Annotated in this window: 22 protein-coding genes, 1 tRNA gene and 1 pseudogene; 11 read left to right on the plus strand and 13 right to left on the minus strand. The window is 70.9% G+C overall.

Annotated features, from left to right (window positions below):
* Positions 1–66 precede the first annotated feature (66 nt).
* The 3 genes and pseudogenes from ACZ5C2_RS15610 to ACZ5C2_RS15620 all read left to right on the plus strand — a co-directional run.
* Positions 67–426, plus strand: a complete 360-nt coding sequence (locus ACZ5C2_RS15610) for an HNH endonuclease (protein WP_468790625.1) — start codon at positions 67–69, stop codon at positions 424–426.
* 30 nt (positions 427–456) lie between these two features.
* Positions 457–924: a DUF4262 domain-containing protein gene (locus ACZ5C2_RS15615; RefSeq protein ID WP_468790627.1), complete on the plus strand. Its 468-nt coding sequence runs from the start codon at positions 457–459 to the stop codon at positions 922–924.
* 100 nt (positions 925–1,024) lie between these two features.
* Positions 1,025–1,412, plus strand: a pseudogene (locus ACZ5C2_RS15620) (helix-turn-helix domain-containing protein); the annotation flags it as partial.
* Positions 1,413–1,707: 295 nt separating this feature from the next.
* On the opposite strand, the gene ACZ5C2_RS15625 reads toward ACZ5C2_RS15620, so the two are convergent.
* The 4 genes from ACZ5C2_RS15625 to ACZ5C2_RS15640 are packed head-to-tail and all read right to left on the minus strand — an operon-like array spanning position 1,708 to position 6,698.
* Positions 1,708–3,057: an AAA domain-containing protein gene (locus ACZ5C2_RS15625; protein ID WP_468790629.1), complete on the minus strand. Its 1,350-nt coding sequence runs from the start codon at positions 3,055–3,057 to the stop codon at positions 1,708–1,710.
* Complete coding sequence (locus ACZ5C2_RS15630; RefSeq protein WP_468790631.1) at positions 3,054–4,655, minus strand: hypothetical protein; 1,602 nt, start codon at positions 4,653–4,655, stop codon at positions 3,054–3,056. Before ACZ5C2_RS15630 ends, ACZ5C2_RS15625 begins: the two co-directional genes overlap by 4 nt.
* On the minus strand, positions 4,646–5,788 hold the full coding sequence (locus ACZ5C2_RS15635) for a hypothetical protein (protein ID WP_468790632.1): 1,143 nt from the start codon (positions 5,786–5,788) through the stop codon (positions 4,646–4,648). Before ACZ5C2_RS15635 ends, ACZ5C2_RS15630 begins: the two co-directional genes overlap by 10 nt.
* Entirely contained in the window at positions 5,739–6,698 is a 960-nt protein-coding gene (locus ACZ5C2_RS15640) for a phosphatase PAP2 family protein (protein WP_468790634.1), read from the minus strand. Before ACZ5C2_RS15640 ends, ACZ5C2_RS15635 begins: the two co-directional genes overlap by 50 nt.
* 192 nt (positions 6,699–6,890) lie before the next feature.
* On the opposite strand from ACZ5C2_RS15640, the gene ACZ5C2_RS15645 reads away from it, so the two are divergent.
* Entirely contained in the window at positions 6,891–7,487 is a 597-nt protein-coding gene (locus ACZ5C2_RS15645; RefSeq protein ID WP_468790636.1) for a histidine phosphatase family protein, read from the plus strand.
* 302 nt (positions 7,488–7,789) lie between these two features.
* Here the strand turns inward: ACZ5C2_RS15645 and ACZ5C2_RS15650 are convergent, their stop codons facing one another.
* The gene (locus ACZ5C2_RS15650; protein WP_468790638.1) at positions 7,790–9,238 is read right to left on the minus strand and encodes a hypothetical protein; all 1,449 of its coding nucleotides are present in this window, start codon (positions 9,236–9,238) and stop codon (positions 7,790–7,792) included.
* Between the two features lie 288 nt (positions 9,239–9,526).
* Between ACZ5C2_RS15650 and ACZ5C2_RS15655 the strand changes: the two genes are divergently transcribed.
* Together ACZ5C2_RS15655 and ACZ5C2_RS15660 are read left to right on the plus strand one after the other, a co-directional pair.
* Positions 9,527–9,922, plus strand: a complete 396-nt coding sequence (locus tag ACZ5C2_RS15655) for a hypothetical protein (protein WP_468791029.1) — start codon at positions 9,527–9,529, stop codon at positions 9,920–9,922.
* A 181-nt stretch (positions 9,923–10,103) separates the two neighbouring features.
* Positions 10,104–10,976, plus strand: coding sequence for a spermidine synthase (locus ACZ5C2_RS15660; RefSeq protein ID WP_468790640.1), 873 nt, complete (start codon positions 10,104–10,106; stop codon positions 10,974–10,976).
* A gap of 203 nt (positions 10,977–11,179) precedes the next feature.
* On the opposite strand, the gene ACZ5C2_RS15665 is transcribed toward ACZ5C2_RS15660, so the two are convergent.
* On the minus strand, positions 11,180–11,722 hold the full coding sequence (locus tag ACZ5C2_RS15665; protein ID WP_468790642.1) for a hypothetical protein: 543 nt from the start codon (positions 11,720–11,722) through the stop codon (positions 11,180–11,182).
* Between the two features lie 110 nt (positions 11,723–11,832).
* On the opposite strand from ACZ5C2_RS15665, the gene ACZ5C2_RS15670 reads away from it, so the two are divergent.
* The 3 genes from ACZ5C2_RS15670 (at position 11,833) to ACZ5C2_RS15680 (ending at position 15,529) form a co-directional block, all read left to right on the plus strand.
* Positions 11,833–12,561: a response regulator transcription factor gene (locus ACZ5C2_RS15670; RefSeq protein WP_468790644.1), complete on the plus strand. Its 729-nt coding sequence runs from the start codon at positions 11,833–11,835 to the stop codon at positions 12,559–12,561.
* Positions 12,558–13,967, plus strand: coding sequence for a sensor histidine kinase (locus tag ACZ5C2_RS15675; protein WP_468790646.1), 1,410 nt, complete (start codon positions 12,558–12,560; stop codon positions 13,965–13,967). The genes ACZ5C2_RS15670 and ACZ5C2_RS15675 overlap by 4 nt, the downstream gene beginning before the upstream one ends.
* A 107-nt stretch (positions 13,968–14,074) precedes the next feature.
* Positions 14,075–15,529 carry a glycoside hydrolase family 18 protein gene (locus ACZ5C2_RS15680; protein ID WP_468790648.1) on the plus strand — a complete coding sequence of 485 codons (1,455 nt, stop codon included), beginning with the start codon at positions 14,075–14,077 and terminating at the stop codon, positions 15,527–15,529.
* A 230-nt stretch (positions 15,530–15,759) separates the two neighbouring features.
* Here the strand turns inward: ACZ5C2_RS15680 and ACZ5C2_RS15685 are convergent, their stop codons facing one another.
* From ACZ5C2_RS15685 to ACZ5C2_RS15700, 4 genes are all read right to left on the minus strand, one after another.
* Complete coding sequence (locus ACZ5C2_RS15685; RefSeq protein WP_468790650.1) at positions 15,760–17,199, minus strand: GH1 family beta-glucosidase; 1,440 nt, start codon at positions 17,197–17,199, stop codon at positions 15,760–15,762.
* A 118-nt stretch (positions 17,200–17,317) separates the two neighbouring features.
* Complete coding sequence (locus tag ACZ5C2_RS15690; protein ID WP_468790652.1) at positions 17,318–18,223, minus strand: carbohydrate ABC transporter permease; 906 nt, start codon at positions 18,221–18,223, stop codon at positions 17,318–17,320.
* A 12-nt stretch (positions 18,224–18,235) separates the two neighbouring features.
* Complete coding sequence (locus ACZ5C2_RS15695) at positions 18,236–19,246, minus strand: carbohydrate ABC transporter permease (protein ID WP_468791031.1); 1,011 nt, start codon at positions 19,244–19,246, stop codon at positions 18,236–18,238.
* Positions 19,247–19,251: 5 nt separating this feature from the next.
* Positions 19,252–20,607 carry an ABC transporter substrate-binding protein gene (locus ACZ5C2_RS15700; protein ID WP_468790654.1) on the minus strand — a complete coding sequence of 452 codons (1,356 nt, stop codon included), beginning with the start codon at positions 20,605–20,607 and terminating at the stop codon, positions 19,252–19,254.
* Positions 20,608–20,949: 342 nt separating this feature from the next.
* Here ACZ5C2_RS15700 and ACZ5C2_RS15705 point away from each other — a divergent pair, with 342 nt between their 5' ends.
* The gene (locus tag ACZ5C2_RS15705) at positions 20,950–22,005 is read left to right on the plus strand and encodes a LacI family DNA-binding transcriptional regulator (RefSeq protein WP_468790656.1); all 1,056 of its coding nucleotides are present in this window, start codon (positions 20,950–20,952) and stop codon (positions 22,003–22,005) included.
* 131 nt (positions 22,006–22,136) lie between these two features.
* On the opposite strand, the gene ACZ5C2_RS15710 is transcribed toward ACZ5C2_RS15705, so the two are convergent.
* The 3 genes from ACZ5C2_RS15710 to ACZ5C2_RS15720 all read right to left on the minus strand — a co-directional run bounded on the left by ACZ5C2_RS15710 (position 22,137) and on the right by ACZ5C2_RS15720 (position 24,329).
* Positions 22,137–22,209: transfer RNA gene (locus ACZ5C2_RS15710), tRNA-His, on the minus strand.
* A gap of 118 nt (positions 22,210–22,327) precedes the next feature.
* Positions 22,328–22,930, minus strand: coding sequence for an oligoribonuclease (gene orn, locus ACZ5C2_RS15715; RefSeq protein WP_468790658.1), 603 nt, complete (start codon positions 22,928–22,930; stop codon positions 22,328–22,330).
* A gap of 166 nt (positions 22,931–23,096) precedes the next feature.
* The gene (locus ACZ5C2_RS15720) at positions 23,097–24,329 is read right to left on the minus strand and encodes a helix-turn-helix domain-containing protein (RefSeq protein WP_468790660.1); all 1,233 of its coding nucleotides are present in this window, start codon (positions 24,327–24,329) and stop codon (positions 23,097–23,099) included.
* A gap of 1,043 nt (positions 24,330–25,372) precedes the next feature.
* Between ACZ5C2_RS15720 and ACZ5C2_RS15725 the strand changes: the two genes are divergently transcribed.
* Positions 25,373–25,900 (plus strand): universal stress protein, encoded by a 528-nt coding sequence (locus ACZ5C2_RS15725; RefSeq protein WP_468790662.1) that lies wholly within the window; start codon positions 25,373–25,375, stop codon positions 25,898–25,900.
* The last annotated feature ends 97 nt before the right edge of the window (positions 25,901–25,997 follow it).

Here is a 25,997-nt window from a genome sequence, read left to right on the forward strand (position 1 = left end):
GCTCCAGTACCGCCCCGACGTCCTCGACGGCTGCCTCACCGGCACCGGCCTCCGGCGCCAACCACCATGACGACATCACGCATTCAAAGTCAGTATGTGCTTGCGGGACACAGTGCAATTCTCGTACATAACGCAGATGGTTGCCGAGTAGTTGGGGGTGCTCCCGGTGGTCGACCGTCGAAGCCATTTACGCCGGCAGGTAAAGGGAAAGTTGTTGACGCCAACAAGGAGAAGCATGGGGTGCCTACATGCGAAATATGCGGTAAGGAGGTAACTCCTCCAGCGAAATCCCAGAGAGGGGTGACTCCTCCCGAGGAAGAATGGCAGGTCGATCACATCATACCCAAGTCGCGTGGAGGATCTGGAGATCCTTCCAATGGACAACTTCTGTGTGGAATATGCAACAGGGCCAAGTCGAATAATTGATGGGAAGATCGAATGGGTGACTATTCAAGTATGAGTGACGATTCCATCCAAGTGAAGATTCGTGAGGACATCTCGGTCCAGGGTTGGAGCTGGATTTGGGTGTTTGATCCGGATGGAGGAGAGCCACCCTTTGCGTACACCATCGGCCTCAAGGCTACCTTCGGTCATTCGGAGCTGGTGGTTGCGGGACTTCCTGAAGGAACGTCCGAAGGCGTGCTGAGTTCCGTCTATTCTGAACTCGAGAGCGGGGCAATGTTTAGCGACGGGGATGTTTCTGACGCTATCCTTGAGGCGTTCTCTGTGCGCTTCAGGGCCGTGCCAGTGGATTTGCTACCCGATATTCTCGCGCAAGCGCTCCAGTTCTACAGATGCCAGAATTTCGAGGCCCTGCAGCTATGCTGGCCAGATAAAGATGGAAATTTTCCGGGTGATGTCAATGCGCCTGCATGGCTAACTGAACGGCAGCGTCTGAGCCTGGATTCACCGCGCGCATTCTGATCGGGTCTATTGCTGAGGTTGAACTCGCGGAGTCGTACGGGCTGTCACCTCGTCATCCCTGCGGTATCACCGGGGCATGCGGTATCCATAAGGGGGTGGGCTGACCGTCGAACGGCAGCAGTTTCGCGAGGAGTTACGGCTCAAGACAGCCGAGAGGTTCGCTCAGGGTGTCGCGAGCTCGGTGATCGCCAGGGACTTGCGGGTCAGCGTCCGCTCGGTGCAGCGATGGCGGCGGATGTGGGACGAGGGCGGTCCGCGGGCTCTGTGGTCACAGGGTCCAGCGTCGCTGCCGAAGCTGAGCGGAAAGCAGTTCGCCCAGCTCGAGGCGGAGCTGGCCAATGGGCCGGCCGCGCATGGCTGGGAGGACCAGCGTTGGACCCCTGAGCCGCGTAAAGACGGGGATCGGCAGGCGCTTCCACTTCACCTACACCATCCAGGGCGTGCGCAAGCTCCTGGTGTGCAACGGCTGGTCTTGGAAAACTGGTGCTCCCTGACCGGCCTGCCCCGCGGTTGCATGGCCAGCGACTCCCGGCCGTCGGCCTGCCACTTGGCGACGGCCTTCAACGACACCCCCCGAACACCGCCGCCACGTCGTCCCGGCCCCTCATCAACGCGACCACTGCCCGGAGTCGCAGGGTCTCCTACACCGACGGCGATAGATGTCGCGCGTCTCCATCAAATCACTCACACCCCACCAACGACCCAGAACCTGAACCGTTTCAGATCAAAAGGCTGACATGGCCGAGTATGGAGTGCTGACAACTGACGTTGCGGGTTTTAGGGTCAGGCGCGCCAGGTCACCCGGTGTTTCGTCAGGTGTGCCAGGACCGCGTGGTTGGCTTCCCAGCCGTCCGGGAATTTGACCAGGGTTCCCAGCTGGACCGGTTCCGTGGACGGGTAGTCGTCCAGGAGGTCGGTCACTCCCTCGCGGCAGACGACGATGCAGGCGTGGCGATGGCGGGAGGTCAGGACGCAGAGGCGGCCGGTTTCCAGGTGGAAGGCGGTGGCGTCGGGGCGGCCGGAGAGGGGGTGGAGGATGACGGTGACGTCGTACTCGCGGCCCTGGAGGCGGTTGGCCGTGTCCACGGTGACGTCTGGTACGCCGAGTTCCGTGAGCGCCGCGCGGATCGCTGCCGCCTGGTCGCGGTGGGCGGTGCCTACGGCGATGCGGTCCGCGGTGAGGGGGGTGGGGGAGGGGGAGCGCTCGGAGAAGGAGGCTCCCTCGCGGTCCAGGAGGCGGCGGACGGTCAGGGCCACCGCGCGGATCGCCTCCGGGTCCGTGCGGGGGGTGTGGCGGGCGGGGAGTTGGAGGAGGCCCCAGCCGGATTGCGCTGCCTCGTCGATCACCTGGTCGGGAGCCGAGCCGTCGGAGGGGACGCCGAAGGAGAGGGCGCGGTCGTCGTGGTCCGTGCCGCTGCGGAACGGGGTGTACGGGTAGAAGGCGTCCGAGACCAGAGGGGCCGCGGAGGCGGGGAGGCGCCAGGAGACCGGGAGGCGGTGTTGGGGGAGGGCGGGGTTGTGGGCCAGGAGGGTGGTTACGGCCGAGCCTGAGGGGTCGTAGGACAGACCTGCCCACTGTTCGGCGCCGACGATGGAGAAGGGGTCCAACTGGCCCGGGTCGCCCACGAACAGGGCTCGGTCGAAGAGGCCGGCCACGGCGAGAAGGGCGTCCGAGCGCATTTGGTAGGCCTCGTCGACGATCGCGTGCTGCCAGGGTTCCACGCCCTTGACGTGTGCCCACTTCGCGGCCGTGGAGATGACGACGGGCAGTCCGGCGAGATCGGCGGCCTTTGCCGACTTGCGGACGTGGTCAAGGGCGTCGAGGGCCTTGTCGTAGGGGTCGGTGTCGCTGCTGTGCAGGCGGCCCACCGGGAGGTCGGGGTTCTTCTCGGCCAGGCGGAGCACCAGGTCGTCGACCTGGGCGTTGGTCTGGGCCACCACCATCAACGGGCGGCCCGCCTCGGCCAGTTCCAGTGCCGCGCGCACCACGAGCGTGGACTTGCCGGCGCCGGGCGGGGAGTCGACGACCACGCCGCGGGCGGTGCCGTGCAGGGTGTCGTGGAGGATCGCGTCGGTGGCGCGGGTGGCTGCCGTGCCCGGGTCGAACGCGAGGGGGGAGACGGGGGCGGTCACAGGATGTCCTCCTCGGTCACCTTGTCGGCGGGCTCGGGTACGGGCTCCTCGCCGGGCGGGCCGCCGTGGGTCCACGGGGTCTCCTCCGGGTCGGGGAGCTTCGCTCCGCCGCGCGGTTCGTGTTCGAAGAGGGTGAAGCAGAGGTGGTCGCCCTTCTCCGGGACCGATCCCTCCTCCGGTTCCTTGCCCCGGCCCATCTTGTCCAGGACGCGGAGGATCAGGAGGCCGGGTTCGGGGCCGTCCTCGTAGCCCACGAATTCCGTGGTCTGTGGCTTTCCGTTCAGGGAGCGGTAGGCCTTCACGCGCTCGCCGAGGTGCGGGGTGTCGTCCGTGCGGAGGGTGAGGAGGGGGCGAGGGCTCGGGCGCTTGCTCTCGCTGTACGTCATCACCACGTCCACCACCTCGCCGGCGAAGGCTTCTCCGGACAGGCGTCGGGACGCCATCACCAGTGGGTCGTCGAGGGCTTCCTGGGCTTCCAGGCGGGACTGTTCGCGCTCGCGCGTGGCCAGCTTGTTCGCGGCGGTCACCGCGTCGTCGCGGCGGGGCTGGGGCGGCTCGCCGGACAGGACACGGTCGCGGTGGCCGGTGAAGGACCAGCGGTCACGGGTCCAGCGTTCCTCGACGCGGGTGCCCTCCGGGAGCTGCCGGAGGAGGTCGAGGCCTTGCCACACCGCGTTCCAGGTGGGCAGGGTGCGGCTTTCCACCAGCGCGCGGATTTCTTGTTCCGCTCTGGTCAGGGTGGCCAGGCGGTCGTCGGCCTCCAGGCCGTCCTCCGCCGCCGCCAGCGCCGTACGGGCGCGGTCGTAGCGTTCGATCGCGGGGGCGAGGAGTTTGTTGTCGAAGGCCGGGTCGGTCGCCGGGCCGGCGGGCGGGTGGAGGAGCTGTCCGGCGGCGTCCCGGGCCAGTTCGGCCTCCTGCGCGGCCTCCGCGCCCGAGCGGCCCTCGGGTGGGGCGATCCACGCGAGCAGTGCGCCCAGATGCTGGTCCTCCAGCGTGGACTGGCCCGTCGCCCAGTGCCGGCCCAGGACGTCCGTCATGGCCAGGAGGAGGGAGGAGCCGGGGACGCGGGCGCGCTCCCCGAAGTGCGTCAGCCAGCGGCCGAGCAGGGGTACGCGGGGCGGCGCCGGGAACGGGGTCTCCGGGTCCTGTTCCGCCGTGCGCCGGAAACGCATCGAGCGGCCGAGCAGGCGTACGAGGTCGATGCCCGCCCGGCTCGGCACGATCAGCTGGGGTGCGTCCGCGCACAGCTCGACCTCGACCTTGACGCGCTTGCCGGTCTCCGGGTCGGTCTCGGAGCGCTCGGCGGGCTCCACCGCGTCGGCGAAACCGTCGACGTAGGGCAGCACGACGTCGGCCAGCTCGGCGAGGAACGTGAAGCGCAGGTCACGGTCACGGGGCTGGGGGACAGCAAGGAGGCGGGGTGCGTCGCGGTCCGTGCCCACCAGGGCGCCGAGCGGGGCGCCCGCCTCACCGGCGGTGATCAGTGGGACGAACACCAGGGGGCGCTCGGAGACGTGCCGGTGCCGGACGGTGGCGGTGGGCTGGGCGCGGCCGGTGCTGACGGCCTCGAGGCGGGCGAGGGTGGTGATCAGGGACAAGGGGCCACCTCCGGGGCGGCGGTGGGGCGGAGTGCCTCCGCGCGCAGGGCGGCCGCCCTGCGGAGTGCCGCCACGGCCGGGTCGTCGGGGTCGCCGGCCTCACCGCGGGCCGCCGCCAGTACGTCCTCGACCCTCGTCAGGCCGCCCAGCTCCGCCCGGACCGGACGGCCGAGCGAGGTCACCGCGCCGTCCGCGCGGGAGCGGTCACGGCAGTGGAAGGCCAGCTCGCACGCGGAGAGGCACTCCGGGGCGTAGGTCGCCGGGACCGACTCCACGGACCGGGTCAGCTGCTCCGTGGGCAGTTCCGGGGAGAAGCAGGTGCCCTCGGGGAGGGTGTCGGCGATCTCCTCGATACGGGTGAGCCGGTCCAGCTGGCGGGCGGTCACCGCGCGCTGCTTGCGTACGTCCACGGCGGAGGCGGTGGGGAGGTTGGAGAAGTCCTTGGGGCAGACCAGCAGGATCCGGTGCCGTACGCGCGGGGCGGGGTCCAGGCGGGCGGCGACCTGTTCCAGGGCCAGCACGTACACCGCCGCCTGACGGGCCGCCGCGCCGACCTTCGACGGGTCCGCGGCGCCGTCCAGCATGGGGAAGGACTTGATCTCCACGACCGTCCAGCTGCCGTCCGGGTGCACCACCACCGCGTCCGGCTCCAGGAACGCGAGGGAGCCCGCGACGTCGAGCGTGAGCATGGGGTGGTCGAGCAGGGTCCAGGTGCCGGGTGCCTCGGTGGCCTCGAGGAGGGCCAGTTCCGTACGGGCCGTGCGGCCCTGGGGGCCCTGTGCGGTCAGGTCGGGCACGCGCGCGTCGGTGGGCGGTTCGGCCGCGCGGTCCAGTTTCTCGTGGGCGAGGCGCAGCAGCTCCGTACCGCCGTCCGCCTTGACCTTCGCTTCGAACGCGTTGCCCCGGACGAACGCGAACTGGGACTGGCCGAAGACCGACGGGGAGCCCAGGGCGCTCGCCAGCGCCCCCTTGTCCACCCCGGCGCCGTCGAGGATCGCACGCCGTCTGCAGCCCGGGTTGGAGGCGAGGGCGGCCAGGGCGCGCGCGTCCAGCGCCTTGGCCGGGACCTCCGGGCCGCGCAGCTCAGCGAGCCGGTGCCGGAGCGTCTTCGTCCGCGTCCGAGGGGGAGGCACCCGGTCCGGCGTCTGATCCGTACCGCGACTCGGGCTGCCGCTGCCGTGGAATTCGCTCACCCGCGGAAGTCTGGCATCCGGCACTGACAATCGGGGAACGGGTGGCGGACGAGGCGATCGGGACGGTTGGGGTACGAGGCAGGAAGCGGGCCTTCGCCAGGTCGGCGTACCGCATCACGACGGGGGCGAGCAGGAGTCCGGCGCCCATGACGGCGGCGCCCGCCGCCGCGTCGAGGAAGTAGTGGTTCGCGGTGCCCATCACGACGATCGTGGTCACCAGCGGGTAGACGATGGCGGCTGTCCTCGTCAGGCGGGTGCGGCCGTATTTCCAGAGGACCACACCGCACCACAGTGCCCAGCCCACGTGCAGGCTCGGCATCGCCGCGTACTGGTTGGTCATTCCGCCGAGCCCGCGCGGGGCGCTCGCCTCGTCGCCCCACCAGCCGTATGCGCTGTAGTGGGCCATCGTGTCGACGAAGCCGTGGCTCGCGCCGAGCAGGCGGGGCGGGCAGGTGGGCAGCAGGGTGAAGCCGATCAGGCCGATGAACGTCGACGCCATCAGCCAGGTGCGGGCCGCGCGGTAGCGCACCGCGTGGGACCGGAACAGCCAGATCAGGACCAGCGGGGTCACCAGGTAGTGCAGCGACGCGTACCAGAAGTCCGCCGGTATGCCGATCCACGGCTCACGGGTGAAGAGTCGGTTCAGCGGGTGCTCGGCGTTGAGGAACAGCACCTTCTCGACGCGCAGGATCGCCAGACCGTGGTCCACGGCGTCGGCGACGTCACCCCGCACGACCAGCCGCCCCGCCGAGTAGCAGGCGTACACCAGGAGGATGAGCGGCAGCTCCGTCCACCAGCGCAGCCGGGTCGCCGGGACCGGTTCGGTGCCCGGTGTCTCGGTGTGCGGCATCCGACCGCTCCCCCTTCGTCCTCGCGCGCCGCTCGTTCGGCGGCCAGTCACTCTACGGTGTCCTGCGCGTCCCCCGTGAGACGCCCTCGGCCCTCATAGACGCAAAGATCTCCCGTCGGGTTGCCCATGACCAGGGTGCGCGATGATGGAGAGGCTTCACCTGCGAACTTGTGAATGTCAGGAAGGTCTCCCATGGCACCGCGCATCCTGCTGGCCCGGCACGGACAGACCCAGTGGTCGCTGTCCGGCAAGCACACCGGCAGGACCGATGTACCGCTCCTCGAGGAGGGCCGGCGGGGCGCCCAGCTGCTGGGGGAGCGGCTGCACCGGGCGCCGTTCGACGGGCTGGCGGGTGTGGAGGTGCGGACCAGTCCGCTGGTCCGGGCGCGTGAGACGTGTGAGCTGGCCGGGTTCGGGAAGCGTGCGGTGAGCTGGGACACGCTCATGGAGTGGGACTACGGGGCGTACGAGGGGATGACGCCGGAGGAGATACAGGCGTCCCGGCCGGGGTGGCTGATCTGGCGGGACGGTGTCCCCGGCGGGGAGAGCCTGGCGGAGGTCACGGCCCGTGCGGACGAGGTGGTGGGCTGGGCGCGGTCGGCCGACCGGGATGTTCTGCTGTTTGCCCACGGGCACATTCTGCGGTCGATCGGGGCACGGTGGCTGGGGCTGCCGCTGGACTTCGCGGCGCGGGTGCGGCTGAACCCGACGTCGCTGTCGGTGCTGGGGTGGGCGTACGGCGAGCCGGCGATCGAGTCCTGGAACGAGCAGGGGCACCTGGTGGGCTGACCGCGGGCCCCGGTGTGTGGCGCCGCTCACGGGGTGCCCGGGGTTGTGGCTGGGCGGGGGTGTTGCGCAGCCCGGCGATGACGGGGTGCCTCCCCCACTCTCGGCTGCGCTCGAGCGGGAGGTCCCCGCACCGCCCACCCGTGCCGCCCTGGGGGTACCTCCCAGGCCTTTGAGGCACTGGGGGAGGCACGATTGCCCGCGGTGGGGCGGCGTGGTTTGCCCGCGGTGGGGCGGCGTGGTTTGCCCGTGGTGGGGCGGGGCGGTTTGTCGGCGGTGGGGCGGCACGGTTGCCCGCGGTCGTGTCAGACCGCGCGCGGCAGCGAGGCGTGGCGGTCCAGGAAGGCTGAGACGGCTGAGGCGCGGCGGTGCGGGAGGAGGACTCGGGAGGTGCCTGCCAGCATCGAGCGGACCCGGGAGGACTGGACGTCGTTCAGCAGGTCAAGCACCTGCATGCCCGCCGCCGCCGCCTCGTCCGGGCGGCCGCCGCGGGCGAGGTCGTCCGCCAGCTCAGCCGTGTACAACGCGATGTTGCGGGTGAAGTGCGGGTCCTGGAGTTCGGCCGCGCGGCGCGCGTGCCGCGCCGCGCGGCGCCAGTCGCCCAGCGTCGACCAGCACTGCGCCTCCAGGCCCTCCAGCTCCGCCTCGCCGTAGAAGCTCATCCACTCGGGGTCCGCATCCGAGGGCCCGCGCTCGAAGTACGCCCCCGCGCGGACCAGCGCCTGCTCGCACCCCGTGCGATCGGCGAGCCCCGCCCAGCCGCCCGCCTCGCGCAGCGCCAGCAGCGACATCAGCCGGGGTGAACCCAGCGGTCGTGCCGCCCGCTGCGCGGCCTGGGCCGCCCGCACCGCCTCCCGGGGCCGGCCCGCGTCCCGCGCGAGGAACGCCGTGTTGCAGAAGGCGTGCGCCTCCAGCCCCGGATCCCCGGTCACCCGCGAGGTCGCCAGCGCCTCCGCGTAGTGCGAGCGGGCGTCGTCGAAACGGCCCGAGTCGTGTGCCAGCCAGCCCACCGAGATGGCCAGTTCACCGGCGCCCGAGTAGAGCCGGTCCGCCGTCCGCTGCCGGGTCACCCCGGCGTCCAGCAGCGCGTACGCGGCACGCAGCGGGGCCGCCGCGCGGCGGTAGAGCCCGTCCGCTCCGTGCCGGTCGTCCAGCAGCCGGATCCGGCGGACGGCCTCCTCCAGGGCGCCCGCGTCGCTCGCCCCCGCGCGGCGCACGGCGCGCTGCGCCGCCGAGGCGTCGGAGACGAACCCGTAAGGGCTCAGCGAGGCGGCGGCCACCGTGGTGCCCCCGCTGGTCATGAATGCGCGACGCAGCACGTCGCTCTCCTCGTGGTCGTGCGCGTTGTACGTGTCGTACCGGTCTTGTGTCTCATACGGCTCGGACGCCCCGCTGTTCTCACTCGTGGCGTTCGCCGGTCCTTCGGTGCGAGCCGTCCGGGTGTCCCCGGCGGCCCGTGCCCGCCGTCCGCGGACCGACGAGCGGGGCGCGAAGCCCAGGTCGGTCAGCGTGCGGCCGGGAAACATGTGCAGGAACACCCGTTCATAGGCGTAGTTGGGGCAGCGGATCTCGCCCGACTCCACCCTGTGCACATACCGCGCGTCACAGCTGACCCGCTCACCGATCTCGCGGGCGGCACGCCGTACCGCCGCGGCGAACTCGGCCGGCGAGCGCGCTCCGCGCAGGTGCCGGAAGACCAGGTTCGGCCGCGGTGGCCGATCGGGCGTGGACGAGGGCACCGTTGACGACGCCATGGCCGGGTCCTCTCTGCGAACCGTCGAACCAGCCGGAATCAGGCGAGTTGTCCGTGTGCTGCCCTGTCTCCGGCGGGCATGAACGTACCTGCTGTGACGGAGTCACCACGCGAAGTTTGGCCACAAAACGGATATGTCATCCGTGATCTGCCATGAACTGCCATCCTTTGCGGCAGTCTTCCTCCGTAGCCCTTGACGGCGCGGCTCGTTGGGCTCTGTGGACCGGGAGCCCACCCGACTCCCGACCCGCTCGTCCAAGCAGGGATTCGTGTGGTGGAGGCCGGGATGATGATGACCAGCCGGAGCGACGATCCATTAGATCCGCCGCGTACGGAGAATGCGGACTGTGACGTGGTCACGGTGCCGGCCCGGCAGGGTCTGGAGGCGGTCGACATTCTGCGGCGCGGAGCCGTCGAGGCGGTGGGCCCGGTGCTGCACGACGGCGGCGGTGCCACACTCGGCTTCCTCGTGCCGCCGGGGACGGCCGCCGCCTGGGACGTACCCGGCAGTACCTGCACGGAGACCGACGGCCGCGGACTACGGCTGACCCCTGAGCCCCCGGTGGAGGGTTCGGAGTGGCTGCTACCGCCCGGTGAGGCCGATCTGGCGACGGACCCCGCCGTGCTGCGGGAGGCACTGGGCGAGGCGCAGCGCATGATCGAGGCAGCCGACGGCTGCTCGTGAGCTCCGTGTGGGCCCCGGATGGCCCCGACGGGTGCCGGATGCTTCGGCACGGGGCACCCGGGGTGAGCCCTTCGCGCCCCGCGTCGGCCTTGAGAGGCGGTCCTGACCCGCATCCTGGGCAGGTCGGTGGTCGGTGGTCGGTGGTCGGCGGTTGGCCAACGGCACCTGGGACAATGACCGTATGGGACGGGCCAGGAGCGGTGGACGCGGGCAGGGTGGCGGTGCGGAGGCCGTCACCGAGAACGTCGACGGTGGACTCGCCCAGATCGTCCCCGACCGGGAGCGGTCGCGGGCCTGGACCCTGCTGATCGACGGCGCCCCGCAGTCGCACGTCGACCTGGACGACCCGTCGTACCTCTCCTTCGAGTACCAGCGCCGGTTCGGCCATGTCGTCGACCTCGTCGCCCCGCCCGGCAGGCCCCTGCGCGCCGTGCACCTCGGCGGTGGCGCGTTCACCCTCGCCCGGTACGTCGCGGCCACCCGCCCCCGCTCCACCCAGCAGGTCGTCGAGCGCGACGCGGCGCTGGTGCAACTGGTCCGGCGTGAGATCCCGTTGGACGCCAGGGCCCGGATCCGGGTGCGTACGGCGGACGCCCGGGACGGCCTCGCCAAGGTGCCGGACGGCTGGGCCGGACTCGTTGTCGCCGACGTCTTCAGCGGGACGCGCACCCCGGCCCATCTGACCTCCACCGAGTTCCTCGACGACGTCCGCAGGGCCCTCGCCCCCGGCGGCCTCTACGCCGCCAACCTCGCCGACGGGCCGCCGCTCGCGCATCTGCGCGGCCAGATCGCCACCGCCGCCGCCCGGTTCGCCGAACTCGCGCTGATCGCCGACCCCGCGGTCCTGCGCGGCAAACGCTTCGGGAACGCCGTCCTGGTTGCCTCCGACGCGCCCCTGCCGGTCGCCGAACTGACCCGCCGGGCCGCCTCCGACCCGCACCCCGGCCGGATCCTGCACGGCCGGGACCTCCACGACTTCACCGGCGGAGCCACCCCCGTCACGGACAGCGCGGCGGTCGCGTCACCGGCGCCGCCCGCATCCGTCTTCCGCTGACCGTCGCGGTGACCGCGTGACGGCGTGACGGCGTGACCGCGTGACCGCGTGACCGCGTGACGGCGTGACGGCGTGACGGCGTGACGGCGTGACGGCGTGACCGTGTGACGGCGTGACCGTGTGACGGCGTGACGGCGTGACCGTGTGACGGCGTGACCGCGTGACGGCATGACCGCGTGACCGCGTGACCGCGTGACCGCGGCTCAGTACGTACCGATCTCCACCCGCGGCGGACCGTCGTGCCAGGTGCAGAACACCGACACCCGGTCCGCGCCCGAGGTGAACTCCACCCGGATCCACGACTCCGTCTTCCACACCTGCATCGACCAGCCGGCCCCCGGGGTCGCCGACACCAGCGACGCGGAGGTGTCACCGAGGTCGAAGACCGCCCGGCCGCCCTTGGTGTCATAGCCCTTGACCTCACCGGAGGCGGCCGGAGGGGGCGCGGCGGGAGACGTCGCGGGCGGGCTGCTGCGGGACGGCTTCGGATCCGGCTTCCGGGTCGCCTGGTCGGGTTCGTCCGACGGCTTCCGCGATTCCGCGGCGTCCTTCGAGGGCGCGGAGGACGGCCGCCGCGTCGACGACGACAGCGCCTGCGACTGCTCCTCGGCCGCCGCGATGGGCAGGGCGCGGGGAGGGTCGTAGGCGGTGCCCTCCATCACGGTGCTGACACCCCACCACGACAGCGTGACCGCCGCGCCCGTGGCGAGCAGCCAGGCCAACACGTGTACGAGTCCTCTGCGCATCGTCGGCCCATACTGCCCCACGAGCCCCGCGGGTGTCGCGCCCGCGGAGGTATCCGGAGTTGTCCACAGGCCCCGACGGGCCTCGCCCGGCATGGCGTACGGTGCCGCCCATGGCAAGTGTTCTCGTGGTCGAGGACGACCCGTTCGTACGCTCGGCGCTGATCCGGCAGCTGACCGACGCCTCGCACACCGTGCGCAGTGTGGGCACGGCGCTGGAGGCGCTGCGCGAGGTCGCCCATTTCCGCTTCGACGTGGTCGTCCTGGACCTCGGACTGCCCGATCTCGACGGCTCCGAGGCCCTGAAGATGCTGCGCGGCATCACCGACGTCCCGGTGATCGTCGCGACCGCCCGGGACGACGAGACGGAGGTCGTACGGCTGTTGAACGCCGGCGCGGACGACTACCTGACCAAGCCCTTCTCGGTGGAACACCTTTCGGCCCGGATGGCGGCCGTCCTGCGCCGTGCCCGCTCCGGCGGCGGTGAGGCGGCGCCCTCGCCCGTGATCCGGGTCGGCGGGCTGACCGTCGACCCGCTGCGCCGCCAGGCCGAACTGGACGGTGCCCGACTCGACCTGACCCGCCGCGAGTTCGACTTGCTCGCCTTCCTCGCCGGCCGGCCCGGTGTGGTCGTCGCCCGCAAGGAACTGCTCGCCGAGGTGTGGCAGCAGTCCTACGGTGACGACCAGACCATCGATGTCCATCTGTCCTGGCTGCGCCGGAAACTGGGGGAGACCGCCGCCCGGCCCCGCTATCTGCACACCCTGCGGGGCGTCGGCGTGAAGCTGGAGCCGCCCGCCGCGCAGGCGCCGCACACACCCGGAGCGGAGCCGCCGCGATGAGGTGGGCCCTGGTGAAGGTGTCGCTGGCGGTGACCGCGATGGTCGTGGTCGCCTTCGCGGTGCCGCTGGGTCTGGTCATCCGGGAGATGGCCCGCGACCGCGCGTTCTCCAACGCCGAGCGGGAGGCGGCCGCCGTCGCTCCCGCGCTGTCCATCACCACCGACCGCGACCAGCTCGAACGGGTCGTCGCGTCCACCGGCTCCGACACCGACATGGCCGTGCACCTCCCGGCCGGGGACGGGAGCGAGGCCATCGAGATGGGGCGACGGCGGGCCGCCCCCGAGGACATCGCGGCGGTGCGGGAGCTGGGCCGCGCCTCCACCTCCACCGTGTCCGGCGGTTCGGCGCTGCTCCAGCCGGTCGCGCTCAGCTCCGGCGAGATCGCCGTGGTCGAGGTGTTCGTCCCCGAGTCCGAGGTCACCAACGGCGTCGGCACGGCCTGGGCGGTGCTCGCCGGGGTCGGCGTCGCGCTGATCGTCGGCTCGGTCGCGGTCGCCGACCGGCTGGGCGTGCGGATGGTGCGGCCGGCGCAGCGGCTGGTCGAGGGGGCGCACGAACTGGGGGAGGGGAAGCTGGGCGCCCGGGTGCCCGAGAAGGGGCCGACCGAACTGCGGCTGGCGGCGGTGGCGTTCAACTCCATGGCCGACCAGGTCGTCCAACTCCTCGCCAACGAGCGGGAGCTGGCCGCCGACCTGTCCCACCGCCTGCGTACACCGCTGACCGTGCTGCGGCTCAACGCCGCCTCCCTCGGCGACGGACCGGCCGCCGAGCAGACCCGGGCGGCGGTCGAGCAGCTGGAGCGCGAGGTGGACACCATCATCCGCACCGCCCGCGACGCCAAACCGCAGACGGCCGCCGCGGGTCCCGGCGCCGGGTGCGACGCGGCCGAAGTGGTCCGCGAGCGGATGGCGTTCTGGTCGGCGCTCGCCGAGGACGAGGGCCGCAAGTGGCGGATGGCCGGCGCCGACCGGCCGGTGCGCATACCCGTGGCCCGGGCCGATCTGGCCGCCGCCCTCGACGCGCTGCTCGGGAATGTCTTCCGGCACACCGCCGAGGGCACCGCGTTCGCGGTCGACGTGCACAACGGCGAGGACGCGGTGATCGTGCTCGTCTCCGACGCGGGCCCCGGCATACCCGACCCCGAGGGTGCGATGGCCCGCGGCCGGGGGTCAGGCAGCGACGGCTCGACCGGGCTCGGTCTGGACATCGTGCGCCGGCTCGCCGAGGCCACCGGCGGGGACGTACGGATCGGCTCGTCGGTGCTCGGCGGGACCGAGGTGCGCATCTGGATCCAGCTCGACGCACGCGAGCGGGCACCCCGAAGACGCGGGCACCGGGGAACCGTGCGCCGGCGCAGACCGGGCCGGCCGGCCCTCTCCTTTAACCGGTCCCGATCCCTTCCTTAAGCGCACCCTAAGACCAGCGACCGCCTTCCGGAACAGGAACTTTGTCCGATTCCGGATCGCTAGCGTGCTGCCGCACCCCCACGAACGGCAACGAAGGCAGGCACGCGATGAGCACGCACCGGCGCAGGGTCAGCGGCAGGAACAAGGCGATCGGCGCGGTGGTCGCCGCGGTCGTGGCCGGCGGCGGTGCGTTCCTGTTCACCAGCACCGCCCAGGCGGCCGGTGCCGGCGCGGCGTACACCAGGACCAGCGAGTGGTCGACGGGCTACACCGCCCAGTACGTGGTGACCAACAACAGCGGCGAGCGGAACCAGGACTGGCAGCTGGAGTTCGATCTGCCCGCCGGCACGCAACTCGGCTCGCTGTGGAACGCCGAGTCCAGTGTGAGCGGCCGGCACGTCACCGTACGGTCCGCCACGTGGGACACCGACGGTCTGGCCGCCGGCGAGTCCGTCACCGTCGGCTTCGTCGCCAAGGGCACCGGCGACCCGACCGGCTGCCTGGTCGACGGCGCCCAGTGCGGTACGGACAGCTCCCCCGTGCCCGAGCCCAGCGGCCGTCCCACCGACGCCCCCACCCCCACCGAGCAGCCGACCCCCACCGAGCAGCCGACGCCGACCGAGGAGCCGACCGCCGAGCCCACCGAGAGCACCGGCACCGGCAATGGCACCGACGCGGGCTTCGCGCCGTACGTCGACACGTCCCTCTTCCCCGCCTTCGACCTGCTCGCGAGCGCCGAGGCGACCGGCGTGAAGAACTACAACCTCGCCTTCGTCACCGACGGCGGCGGCTGCACCCCCAAGTGGGGCGGTGTCAGCGACCTCGGCAGCAACGCGGTCGCCGGGCAGATCGGCGCGCTGCGCGCCAAGGGCGGCGACGTCCGCGTCTCCTTCGGCGGCGCGGCCGGCTCCGAACTGGGCACCACCTGCACCTCCGTGGAGGCGCTCGCCGCCGCCTACACCAAGGTCGTCGACACCTACAACCTCACCAAGGTCGACTTCGACGTCGAGGGCGGCGCCCTGCCCAACGCGGCGGCCAACACCCGCCGCGCCCAGGCCATCGCCAAGCTGCAGAAGGCCAACCCGGACCTGGACGTCTCCTTCACCCTCCCGGTCATGCCGGAAGGCCTCACCCAGGACGGCGTCAGCCTGCTCGCGGACGCCAAGAAGAACGGCGTACGGATCGACGCCGTCAACATCATGGCGATGGACTACGGACCCGCGTACAGCGACGACATGGGCACCTACGCCGAGCAGGCCGCCACCGCCACCCAGGCCCAGATCAAGGGCGTGCTCGGGCTCAGCGACGGCGAGGCCTGGAAGACCGTCGCCGTCACCCCCATGATCGGCGTCAACGACGTCGTCACCGAGATCTTCACGGTCGACGACGCCACCCAGCTGGTGAAGTTCGCCGAGTCCAAGGGCCTGGGCTGGCTGTCGATGTGGTCCGGCACCCGTGACCAGCAGTGCCCCGGCGGCACCAAGCCGTCCGCCGACGCCACCTGCAGCTCGATCCTCCAGGACAAGTTCGCCTTCTCGAAGGCGTTCGCGGCCCACAACTGAATGCCGAGCACCGGCACCGCGACGAGACCTCGCGCAGGAGAAGACCTCACGCATGACGAGACCTCACGAATAACGGGGACGCGCGTGCCCCGGCCGGTCCACCCCCCACCCGGCCGGGGCACCCGCGCGTCCGGTGGCAGCCGGACACGCGAACGGGGCGCGGCGCTCCCCCAGGGCACCGCGCCCCGCCCCCCGCATCTCGCTCCCCCGTCCCCCGGACCCGGAGTTGGTCAGATGCCCTCCGGCTCCGGAAGTGCTCCCGCCTTCGCCGCCCGCGCGTACCACAGGGCGCTGGACTTCGGGGTGCGCTGCTGGGTGACGTAGTCGACGTACACCGCGCCGAAGCGCTTGTCGTAGCCGTACGCCCACTCGAAGTTGTCCAGCAGGGACCACAGGTAGTAGCCGCGTACGTCCGCGCCGTCGGCGATGGCCCGGCGCACCGCCGACAGGTGCCCGTGCAGATAGGTGACGCGCTCCGGGTCGTGCACCCTGCCGTCGGCGTCCGGCTTGTCGTCGTAGGCCGCGCCGTTCTCGGTGATGTACAGCGGCAGTCCGGGCGCCTCACGGGTGTAGCGCATGATCAGCTCGTGCAGGCCGGTCGGGTCGACGGACCAGCCCATCTCGGTCTGCTCGCCCGGCGACTGGTGGAAGGCGACGTCGTCCGCGGCGGGCCACGGCGAGTGCGTGCTCGCCCCGTGCCCGTCGGCCCGCGGGCCCTTGGCGTCCGGGTCCGCCGCCGAGACCAGGGTGGGCGTGTAGTAGTTGAGGCCGAGGGCGTCCAGTGGCTGGTGGATCAGGTCCAGGTCGCCGTCCTCGATGCAGGACCAGTCGGTGAGCGACGAGGTCGCCTCCAGCAGGGTCTCCGGGTAGGCGCCGTGCAGGATCGGGCCGTGGAAGATGCCGCTGGACAGGTCGTCGATCTTGCGCGCCGCCGCCCGGTCCGCGGGGTCGCTCGGCGAAAGGGGCCGCACCGCGGAGGAGTTGAGGCTGAGTGCGACCTGGTTGCGGGCCGGCATCACCGAGCGCAGCGCCTTGGTGCCCAGTCCGTGCGCCAGGTTCAGATGGTGGGCGGCCCTCAGCGCGGCCGCCGGGTCGGTACGGCCGGGCGCGTGCACGCCGGAGGCGTAGCCCAGGAAGGCGCTGCACCACGGCTCGTTGAGGGTGATCCACTGCTCCACGCGGTCGCCGAGCGCCTCGCCCACGATCTGCGCGTACTCCGCGAAGCGGTACGCGGTGTCACGCTCCGGCCAGCCGCCCGCGTCCTCCAGCTCCTGCGGCAGGTCCCAGTGGTAGAGGGTGATGGCCGGCTTGATGCCCTTGGCCAGCAGCTCGTCGACCAGGTTGCGGTAGAAGTCCAGACCGCGCTGCACGGCCGGGCCGCGGCCGGTCGGCTGCACCCGCGACCAGGAGACGGAGAAGCGGTAGGCGCTCAGGTTCAGGTCCGCCATCATCGCCACGTCGTCGCGGTAGCGGTGGTAGTGGTCGACAGCGATGTCACCGGTTTCGCCGCCGGCGGTCTTGCCCGGTGTGTGGCTGAAGGTGTCCCAGATGGAAGGGGTACGCCCGTCCTCACGCACCGCTCCCTCGATCTGGTACGCGGAGGTCGCGGCGCCCCAGAGGAAGGCGGGAGGAAAGGTCACCGGGGTCGCCGGCGTTGCGGAGTCAGACATGGAAGCGCTCCCATAGGAGGTCGTGGAAGACCGACGAATACGAAAAGAGCAGGGGAGGAGGAAGGGGCCGAGGCGGCGGTGACCCGGCCCCCGGGACACGTACGGGGACGAGCGGGCGTCAGCCCTTGACGGCTCCCTGCATGATGCCGCCCACGATCTGCTTGCCGAAGATCGCGAAGACCAGCAGCAGCGGCAGCGTGCCCAGCAGCGCACCCGCCATGATCAGGGACTGGTCCGGGGTGTAACCGCGGCCCAGGCCCGCGACCGCGACCTGCACGGTCGGATTACCGGTCTGGGTCAGTACCAGGAACGGCCACAGGAAGTCGTTCCAGGCCTGCACGAACATCAGCATGCCGAGCACGGCCATCGCCGGCCGCGCGGCCGGGAACACCACGTGCCACACCACGCGCCAGCTGCCCGCACCGTCCACCCGGGCCGCCTCGATCACCTCGTCGGGCAGCGCCTGGAGCAGGTACTGCCGCATGAAGAACACGCCGAACGCGCTCACCAGCGACGGGAAGATGACCGCCTGCAACTGGTCGGTCCAGTCGAGCTTGGCGACCATCATGTAGAGCGGGATGATGCTGAGCTGCGGCGGGATCATCATCGTGCCGATGACGATCAGCATCAGCGCGTTGCGGCCCTTGAAGCGCAGCTTGGCGAAGGCGAACCCGGCGACCGTCGACAGCACGACGATGGTCACGGCCGAGATGCCGGCCACGATCGTGGTGTTGAGGAACGCCTCACCGAGGTTGGCGTCGGTCCAGGCGATCTCCAGGTTCTTGAACAGGTTGGAGCCGAACCAGAACGGTGGCGGTGTCTCCGCCAGGCGCTGGTTGTCCCGGGACGCGGCGACCGCGGTCCAGAACAGCGGGAACAGCGACACGAGCGTGAACACGATCAGGATCACGTACGCGATCGGACCGCCGTGCAGCGTGCCACCCGCCCGCGCGGACTTCGGCAGACGCGAGCGCTTCGGCTTCTTGGCGGGGGTGGTTTCGGGGGGCGTCACAGTCGTCGTCACGGCCACAACTCCTTAACTGCTGGCGCGCAGCCGGCGCGAGATGACGTGGTTGATGATGCCGATGACGATCAGGATCGCGAACATCGTCCAGGCGATCGCCGAGGCACGGCCCAGGTGCTGGTTCACCCAGCCCTGCTCGTACAGGTACAGGCCGAGCGTCTGGAACTGGTGCTCCGCGCCGCCGGACGCCCCCTTGTTGGGGTCGAACAGCAGCGGCTCGCCGAAGAGCTGGCTGGCACCGATCGTCGAGACGACCACGGTGAACAGGATCGTCGGGCGCAGCGAGGGCAGCGTCACGTGGAGGAACTGCTTCCAGCGGCTGGCGCCGTCCAGCGCCGCCGACTCGTACAGGTCCTGCGGGATCGCCTGCATCGCGGCCAGGTAGATGAGCGCGTTGTAGCCCGTCCAGCGCCAGATGACGATGCTCGAGACGGCGAACTGGCCGGGCCACTTGTCGTCCTGCCAGCCGATCGGGTCGATCCCGACGAAGTCCAGCGCCCAGTTGATCATGCCGTAGTCACGCCCGTAGAGCAGCACGAACACCAGGGTGGCGGCGGCGATCGAGGTGGCGTACGGGGCGAGCATCGCGACCCGGTAGAAGGTCGAGGCGCGCAGCTTGTAGTTGAGGATGTGGGCGATGCCCATCGCCATCATCAGCTGCGGGACCGTCGAGATGAGGCCGATGGTCAGGGTGTTCTGCGCCGCGTTCCAGAAGAAGTCGTCGTCGAAGATCCGGGTGTAGTTCTTCAGCCCGACCCAGTTCATGTCGGTCGGGGCGGTCAGCTCCACCTGGTGCAGCGAGGCCCAGCCGGTGTAGATCAGCGGGAACAGGCCGAAGGCGGCGAACAGCAGGAAGAACGGCGCGACGAACGTGTACGGGCTCCAGCGCGCGTCGCGCTGCCAGCGGCGGGACAGTTTCGCCCGGCGCCTGCCTTCCTTGTCCGTCGGGGAGCCGCCGGGCCGACGGCCCGGGGCCGCGCCCCCCTTGACGGGGGACGCGGCGGTGTCGGAGCGGGTGGCCATTCGGGTCACTTGTCCAGGTTGTTGTCGATGGTCTTGGTGGCCGTCTCCCAGGCCTCCTTGGCGGACTTGCCCTTCGTCACCAGGATGACGCCGTTGTCCGTCAGACCCTGCTGGATGATCTGGTCCTTCGCGCCGATGATCTGGGTCGGGATCTGCTGGGCGGCCTCGGAGAAGATCGTGCCGATCGGCGCGTCACCGGTCATGTCGTTCTTCGCGCCGGTCACCTCGGGGCTGCTGTACGCGGCCGGGGCGCTCGGGAAGCTGCCCTGCACCTTGAACAGCTTCGCCTGCTGCTCGGGCGCGGTCAGCCAGGTCACCAGCTTCTGCGCCTCCTCGACGTTCTTGCCGCTCTTCGGCACGCCGAGGAAGGAGCCGCCCCAGTTGCCGGACTTGGGAGCCACGGCCACGTCCCACTTGCCCGCGGCGTCCTCCTTCGACTTGCCCTTGATGTAGCCGAGCATCCACGGCGGGCAGGCCATGGTGGCGAACTTGCTGTTGGCGATGGTCGTGTCCCAGGCCGGCTGGAACTGGGTCTGCGACTGGACCAGGCCCTTCTCGGCGGCCTCGGCGGTCAGGTCGAAGGCGGCCTTGACGGCGGGGTTGGTCTTGTAGATGACCTCGCCGGAGGCGTCGTAGAACTTCTCCTCCTCGCTGGAGAGGACGGCGTTGATCAGACCGCCGGGGGAGTCCATGAAGACGGTGCCCTTGGCGGCCTTCTTCTTGTACTTCTCACCGGTCTCGATGAACTTGTTCCAGTCGCCGGCCCACAGCTTGCCGACCTCCTCGCGGTCGGTGGGCAGACCGGCCTTCTCGAAGAGGTCCTTGCGGTAGCAGATGGCCATCGGGCCGATGTCGGTGCCGAGCGCGATCGTCTCGCCGCCCTTGGCGGTGGCCTGCTCCCACTTCCAGTCGACCCAGTTCTCCTTCTTCACGCCCTCGGCCTTGGACATGTCCGCGAACTTGTCCGCCTGGGTGGTGACGACCTCGGCGATGTTGCCGACCTCGACCGCCTGGACGTCCATCAGACCACTGTTGGTGGTCAGGTGGTTCAGCAGAGCGGGGTAGTAGTTCTCGTTCCGCTCGACGACGTTCTCTTCGATGTTGATGTCGGGGTTGAGCTTCTCGTACTCGTCGTAGAGTCCGGCTTCCTTGAAGCCCATGGTGCCGAAGAGACCCAGGGTGATCGTGGTCTTGCCCTCGCCGCCCGACGAGGAATCGGAGTCGTCTCCGCCGTCGTCGGCACAGCCGGCCAGCAGCCCGGTGCCCAGCGACACCACGGCCGCGATGGCCAGTGCCTTGCGGGCGATGGGCTTCCCCCCGCCCGACCGCTGACGGGAGAAGGGGAGGGTACGTGCTCGCATTGCGTCCTCCTGTTGCCCTGACGTGCCGACCCCCCGGCCAACGGCGTTGTTGGACCGTATGCTGCGCGTTGCGGCTCGGGCGGGGAACGTGCGGGTTGTGTATGTACCAGGTACTGTGGGAGCGCTCCCACAGGTGATGTGTTGAAGAGTCGCGGGTCCGGGCGGGGGTGTCAAGGGAACAGACGAGGCAAAGTGTGTTCAGTTATCTGCCTGTTAACTTGCCGCCGGAGACCGCCCTTCGGAACCTCGCAGTCCGCACGCCGGCCTTCCGGCGGCGGTCACCGCCACCACCGGGGCTGTTACATTCCTGGCCAGCGTGACATACGAAGGAAGGCGGAGCCGATGGCAAGCCACGGAGCGCGGGGCCGAAGCGGCGGCCGGCCCACCCTCGAAGAGGTGGCCGCGCGTGCCGGGGTGGGCCGGGGCACGGTGTCCCGGGTGATCAACGGCTCTCCCCGGGTGAGCGACGCCACGCGCGCCGTCGTGGAAGCGGCGGTCGCCGAGCTCGGTTACGTCCCGAACACGGCCGCCCGGGCACTGGCCGCCAACCGCACGGACGCCATCGCCCTGGTCGTGCCCGAGCCGGAGACCCGGTTCTTCGCCGAGCCGTACTTTTCCGACATGCTCCGGGGTGTCGGCGCGGCGCTGTCCGACACCGAGATGCAACTGCTGCTGATCTTCGCGGGCAGCGATCGGAAGCGGCAGCGGCTCGCCGAGTACCTGGCCGCGCACCGTGTGGACGGTGTGCTGCTGGTCTCGGTGCACGCCGACGACCCGCTGCCCGACATGCTGTCCCAGCTGGAGATCCCCGCGGTGATCAGCGGCCCGCGCTCGGCCGCGGAGACGCTGACGTCGGTGGACTCCGACAACTACGGTGGCGCCCGTCAGGCCGTCGAGCACCTCATCGGCCGGGGCCGGCGCACCATAGCCCACATCACCGGCCGCCTCGACGTGTACGGTGCCCAGCGGCGCATCGACGGTTACCGCGAGGCCCTGCTCGAGGCGGGCCACGAGGCGGACGACCTGCTGATCGAACCGGGTGACTTCTCCGAGGACGGCGGCCGGCGCGCGATGGCGGCCCTGCTGGAGCGCCGCCCCGACCTGGACGCCGTCTTCGCCGCCTCGGACGTCACCGCGGCCGGTGCCCGTCAGGCCCTGCGCGAGGCGGGCCGCCGCATCCCCGACGACGTGGCGCTGGTCGGCTACGACGACTCCGCCATCGCCCGCCACATGGACCCGCCGCTGACCAGCGTGCGGCAGCCGATCGACGACATGGGCCGCGCGATGATCGACCTGCTCCTCGCCGAGGTCGCCGACCGCCGCCCGTTCGCCTCCCGGGGCCTGGAGCGCCACCAGATGGTGCTGGCCACGGAACTGGTGGCCCGCGCCTCGTCATGACGCCGCGCGCGGGCCTGGTTCCGCGCCCCGCTCACGGACGGGCGCCCCGCGCACGGTCCTGTGCGCCACCCACGGCCCGGATACGCGTTCAGCCGGTGACCTCGACGCGAGGTCACCGGCTGACTGGTGAGGGTGAGTGACGGGACTTGAACCCGCGACATCCTGGACCACAACCAGGTGCTCTACCAGCTGAGCTACACCCACCATGGCCTTGTCGGTTGAGGTCAGTGACTTCCCCGACCGGCCGAGAAAAAGTGTACAGGGTCCGAAGGGGTGCTCGCGCACGGCTTTCCGCGAGGGCCTCCCAGGACCCCTCGGCATCCTACTGAGCAGGCAGTACGTGCTTGGCGGCGATCTTCTTCGCGGTCTCGGAGTCGGGTCCCGGCTGCGGGACGAAGACGGCCTCGCGGTAGTAACGCAGTTCCGCGATGGACTCCCGGATGTCGGCGAGGGCGCGGTGGTTGCCGTTCTTCTCGGGGCTGTTGAAGTACGCCCTCGGGTACCAGCGACGGGCCAGTTCCTTGATGCTGGACACGTCCACGATGCGGTAGTGCAGGTAGTCCTCCAGGGTCGGCATGTCCCGCAGCAGGAAGCCGCGGTCGGTGCCGACGGAGTTGCCGCACAGGGGCGCCCTGCCGGGCTCCTTGACGTGTTCCCTCACGTAGTCCAGGACCCGTCGCTCGGCGTCCTCGAGCGTCGTGCCGCCCGGCAGCTCGGTGAGCAGTCCGGACGCGGTGTGCATCTCCCGCACCACCTCCGGCATCGTCTCCAGGGCCCGCTCCGGCGGGCGGATGACGATGTCCACGCCTTCGCCGAGCACGTTCAGCTCGGAGTCGGTGACGAGGGCGGCCACTTCGATGAGTGCGTCGTCCGACAGCGAGAGGCCGGTCATCTCGCAGTCGATCCACACCATGCGATCGTTCATGTGTCTAACCTTAAGGCCCGGTTCGCCGTGCCGACCCCGCTGGTCGTACCAACGGTGCCGGTGTGAACGTCACAGCCCTGGGGTGCCGGACGGGCCGGAAACGCGGAGGAACACGGCGAACGGGCCGGAAACTGGTGCCTCCGGCCCGTCGGTCGTTGCCGTCATCTCACGGCGCGCCGCGCTGCCCCGGAACGCCGGGCGCCGAGGCCGTCAGGGACGGGCCCAGGGCGCTGGCCGCCGCGGTGCGGCGGGACTGGTGCGGCAGCGGGCTGTCCGGGTGCAGGGTGGACGGCAGCTGGTGCCCGGTGTGGCCCGGCTGCCCGGACGGGACGGTCCCCTGGGTGTGGGGGCTGCCCTCGCTGTTCTGGTTCCGGTCGGTCTGGGGCCGCCGCGCGCGGTACGCGGCCCGGTAGGCGGCCGGGGACGAACCCAGCTGGCGCCGGAAGTGGCCGCGCAGGGCGACCGGCGAGCGGAATCCGCAGCGGCCGGCCACCTCGTCCACCGAGTAGTCCGACGTCTCCAGCAGCCGCTGCGCCTGGAGCACCCGCTGGGTGATCAGCCACTGCAGCGGAGCGCTGCCGGTCAGCGAGCGGAAGCGGCGGTCGAACGTACGACGGCTCATGTACGCGCGTGCCGCGAGCGTCTCCACGTCGAACTGCTCGTGGAGGTGCTCCAGCGCCCAGGCGACGACCTCCGCGAGCGGGTCGGCGCCGATCTCCTCCGGTAAAGACCGGTCGAGGTAGCGCTCCTGACCGCCACTGCGGCGCGGCGGCACCACCAGACGGCGGGCGAGCGCGCCGGCCGCCTCGTTGCCGTGGTCCGTGCGCACGATGTGCAGGCACAGGTCGATGCCGGCCGCGGTGCCCGCCGAGGTCAGTACGTCGCCGTCGTCCACGAAGAGCTCCCGTGGGTCGACGTGCACCGACGGATAGCGCTTCGCCAGCGTCGGCGCGTACATCCAGTGTGTGGTCGCGGGCCGGCTGTCCAGCAGTCCCGCCGCCGCGAGGACGAAGGCGCCGGTGCACAGCCCGACGATGCGGGCGCCCTCCTCATGGGCCCGGCGCAGTGCGTCGAGCGAATCCTCGGGTGGCGGCGAGGTGATGGAACGCCAGGCCGGCACCACGACGGTGCCCGCCCGGGATATCGCCTCCAGGCCATGTGGCGCGGAGAGTTCCAGTCCCCCCGTGGTCCGCAGCGGGCCGTCCTCGCCTCCGCACACCAACAGGCGGTAGCGCGGTACGCCGGCGTCCTGGCGGTCGATCCCGAACACCGACAGCGGTATGGAACTCTCGAAGATGGGGCCGCCGCTGAACAGCAGCACCGCGACGATCTCCTTGCGGCGTCGCCCGGAGAGTTTCCGGACCGCGTTTTCCGGCGCGGCAGTGGAGTCGTGGCTCATACTGCTAAGCCCCCCTCGGTGGTCGCGGCTCCCTGATCCCTTCGGGTCTGTCGCTCCAACACGTTTCCCCTCGGTCCTGCACGAGTCCCCCGCCGTACGACAGTCAAGATCGAATCTACTGCGTCCAGTTGCGTCCGGGTGGCCAGTTGGTCACCCGGCACATTGTCGACTTGGCAACTTGGCGTGAAGCATTCGATCACGAAGGGTCGCACTCGCGGGACGTGCAGGGAAGTGCGCCTCGTCGCAGTGGCCAATCCCCATAGGGTGCACGGGGCTTGCGGGACCCTTTCCGTGCAGGTCGAACGGTGGTTGGGGGGTGGGAACGACAGGAGATGCACACCAGCCGGAAGTTGGCTGAAAAGATACGGTCGCGGGCGCGGAAACCGGTCAGTCGACCGGTGTGTCCCCGCCAGGGTGCGACCGGCCCTCTCGCACCCTGGCCCCGGCCCTCCGGCGCCCGACCCGCCGGGGCTCCGGCTCCTCGGGCGCCGGCCGTGCGGCGACCCGCTGGGAGCGGCGCGTCGGCAGGCGGCAGGCGTCCGTGACGGCCGCGAGGCCGAACGCCACACCGGTCGCCCTCGCGAGCGAGGAGCCGCACCACAGCGGGACCACCGGCACCAGCAGACAGCTGAACGCCGCCCGGTGGACCACGTCGTCCGCCGGGTCCCGTCCGGGCGCGGTGGTACGGTCCCGCCCGGGGGCGGGACCGGATCCCGGCGTGGGGTGCTCCCTGGGCTGTGGCTCACCGGGTTCACCGCACGGTCGGCCGGTGGGTCACCGCGGTCCGCAGCGGACGACCCGGAAGGCCCTGATCCCCGGCTGAGTGAACCCCGTGCAAACCAGCTGTACGGCGCAGCAACCATTGCGTGACGGGCGGACCCTCGTGCATGCTCCGGGGAACCCGCCTGCCGGTATGCGCGGGTCTGGGCTAAGGAGGCGTGCCGCCGTACCCTTGGGGGTATGGGGTTGGGAAGACCATTCCCGGACACAGCTCCGCCGCACACTGTCGTCCCCCATAGAAGGATCACAACCCCGAGACAGCCATGGCCGGTCACGAATTCTTCGAACCCGCGGACCGCAAGCGGCCGGTCGCCGATCCCACGGCGGCCGAACCCCTGGCGGCGGAGGACTCACGCCATCCCTGCGACCCCGCGTTCCGGCACGGGGTGGTCGTCGGTTTCGACGGCTCCACCTCCAGCGAACGGGCCCTCGCGTACGCCATCGGCATGGCGCGGCGCTTCGGCTCGGGCCTGATCATCGTCCATGTCGCCAACCGGCTGCCCACGACGGTCTGGGCGGGCTGTGAGCCCCCGGTCTTCGTGGATGTCCCGGACCACCGCACGGAGGTGCTCGGGCTCGAGCTCGCCTGTGCGGACTATCTGGCCGAGGTGCCGTGGATCCTGGTCGAGCGGGGTGGGGACATCTGCCACGAACTCGAAGAGGTGGGGCGGGAGTACTCCGCCGATGCGATTGTCGTGGGTTCCACCCACGGGCTCGTGGGGCGGCTCTTCGGCTCCGTCGCCGGCCGGCTGGCCAAGCGGGCGCGGCGGCCGGTCGTCGTGATCCCGTGAGTGTCACGGGCCCCCGTGTGCCGGCCGGCAACACGCGGGGCCCGTTCTGCTTCGTCGGCCTGTGCGGGTGCGTCGCGGTCCCTCGCGCGGTTCTCCG

Source organism: Streptomyces sp. NPDC031365, assembly GCF_055569765.1.

Excerpts from the sequence above, each read along its gene's own strand:
- ACZ5C2_RS15610 (WP_468790625.1), top strand. The coding sequence starts at position 67 with ATGACGACATCACGCATTCAAAGTCAGTATGTGCTTGCGGGACACAGT.
- ACZ5C2_RS15615 (WP_468790627.1), top strand. The coding sequence starts at position 457 with ATGAGTGACGATTCCATCCAAGTGAAGATTCGTGAGGACATCTCGGTC.
- ACZ5C2_RS15640 (WP_468790634.1), bottom strand. The coding sequence starts at position 6,698 with ATGCCGCACACCGAGACACCGGGCACCGAACCGGTCCCGGCGACCCGG.
- ACZ5C2_RS15645 (WP_468790636.1), top strand. The coding sequence starts at position 6,891 with ATGGCACCGCGCATCCTGCTGGCCCGGCACGGACAGACCCAGTGGTCG.
- ACZ5C2_RS15650 (WP_468790638.1), bottom strand. The coding sequence starts at position 9,238 with ATGGCGTCGTCAACGGTGCCCTCGTCCACGCCCGATCGGCCACCGCGG.
- ACZ5C2_RS15655 (WP_468791029.1), top strand. The coding sequence starts at position 9,527 with ATGATGACCAGCCGGAGCGACGATCCATTAGATCCGCCGCGTACGGAG.
- ACZ5C2_RS15660 (WP_468790640.1), top strand. The coding sequence starts at position 10,104 with ATGGGACGGGCCAGGAGCGGTGGACGCGGGCAGGGTGGCGGTGCGGAG.
- ACZ5C2_RS15665 (WP_468790642.1), bottom strand. The coding sequence starts at position 11,722 with ATGCGCAGAGGACTCGTACACGTGTTGGCCTGGCTGCTCGCCACGGGC.
- ACZ5C2_RS15670 (WP_468790644.1), top strand. The coding sequence starts at position 11,833 with ATGGCAAGTGTTCTCGTGGTCGAGGACGACCCGTTCGTACGCTCGGCG.
- ACZ5C2_RS15675 (WP_468790646.1), top strand. The coding sequence starts at position 12,558 with ATGAGGTGGGCCCTGGTGAAGGTGTCGCTGGCGGTGACCGCGATGGTC.
- ACZ5C2_RS15680 (WP_468790648.1), top strand. The coding sequence starts at position 14,075 with ATGAGCACGCACCGGCGCAGGGTCAGCGGCAGGAACAAGGCGATCGGC.
- ACZ5C2_RS15685 (WP_468790650.1), bottom strand. The coding sequence starts at position 17,199 with ATGTCTGACTCCGCAACGCCGGCGACCCCGGTGACCTTTCCTCCCGCC.
- ACZ5C2_RS15695 (WP_468791031.1), bottom strand. The coding sequence starts at position 19,246 with ATGGCCACCCGCTCCGACACCGCCGCGTCCCCCGTCAAGGGGGGCGCG.
- ACZ5C2_RS15700 (WP_468790654.1), bottom strand. The coding sequence starts at position 20,607 with ATGCGAGCACGTACCCTCCCCTTCTCCCGTCAGCGGTCGGGCGGGGGG.
- ACZ5C2_RS15705 (WP_468790656.1), top strand. The coding sequence starts at position 20,950 with ATGGCAAGCCACGGAGCGCGGGGCCGAAGCGGCGGCCGGCCCACCCTC.
- orn (WP_468790658.1), bottom strand. The coding sequence starts at position 22,930 with ATGAACGATCGCATGGTGTGGATCGACTGCGAGATGACCGGCCTCTCG.
- ACZ5C2_RS15720 (WP_468790660.1), bottom strand. The coding sequence starts at position 24,329 with ATGAGCCACGACTCCACTGCCGCGCCGGAAAACGCGGTCCGGAAACTC.
- ACZ5C2_RS15725 (WP_468790662.1), top strand. The coding sequence starts at position 25,373 with ATGGCCGGTCACGAATTCTTCGAACCCGCGGACCGCAAGCGGCCGGTC.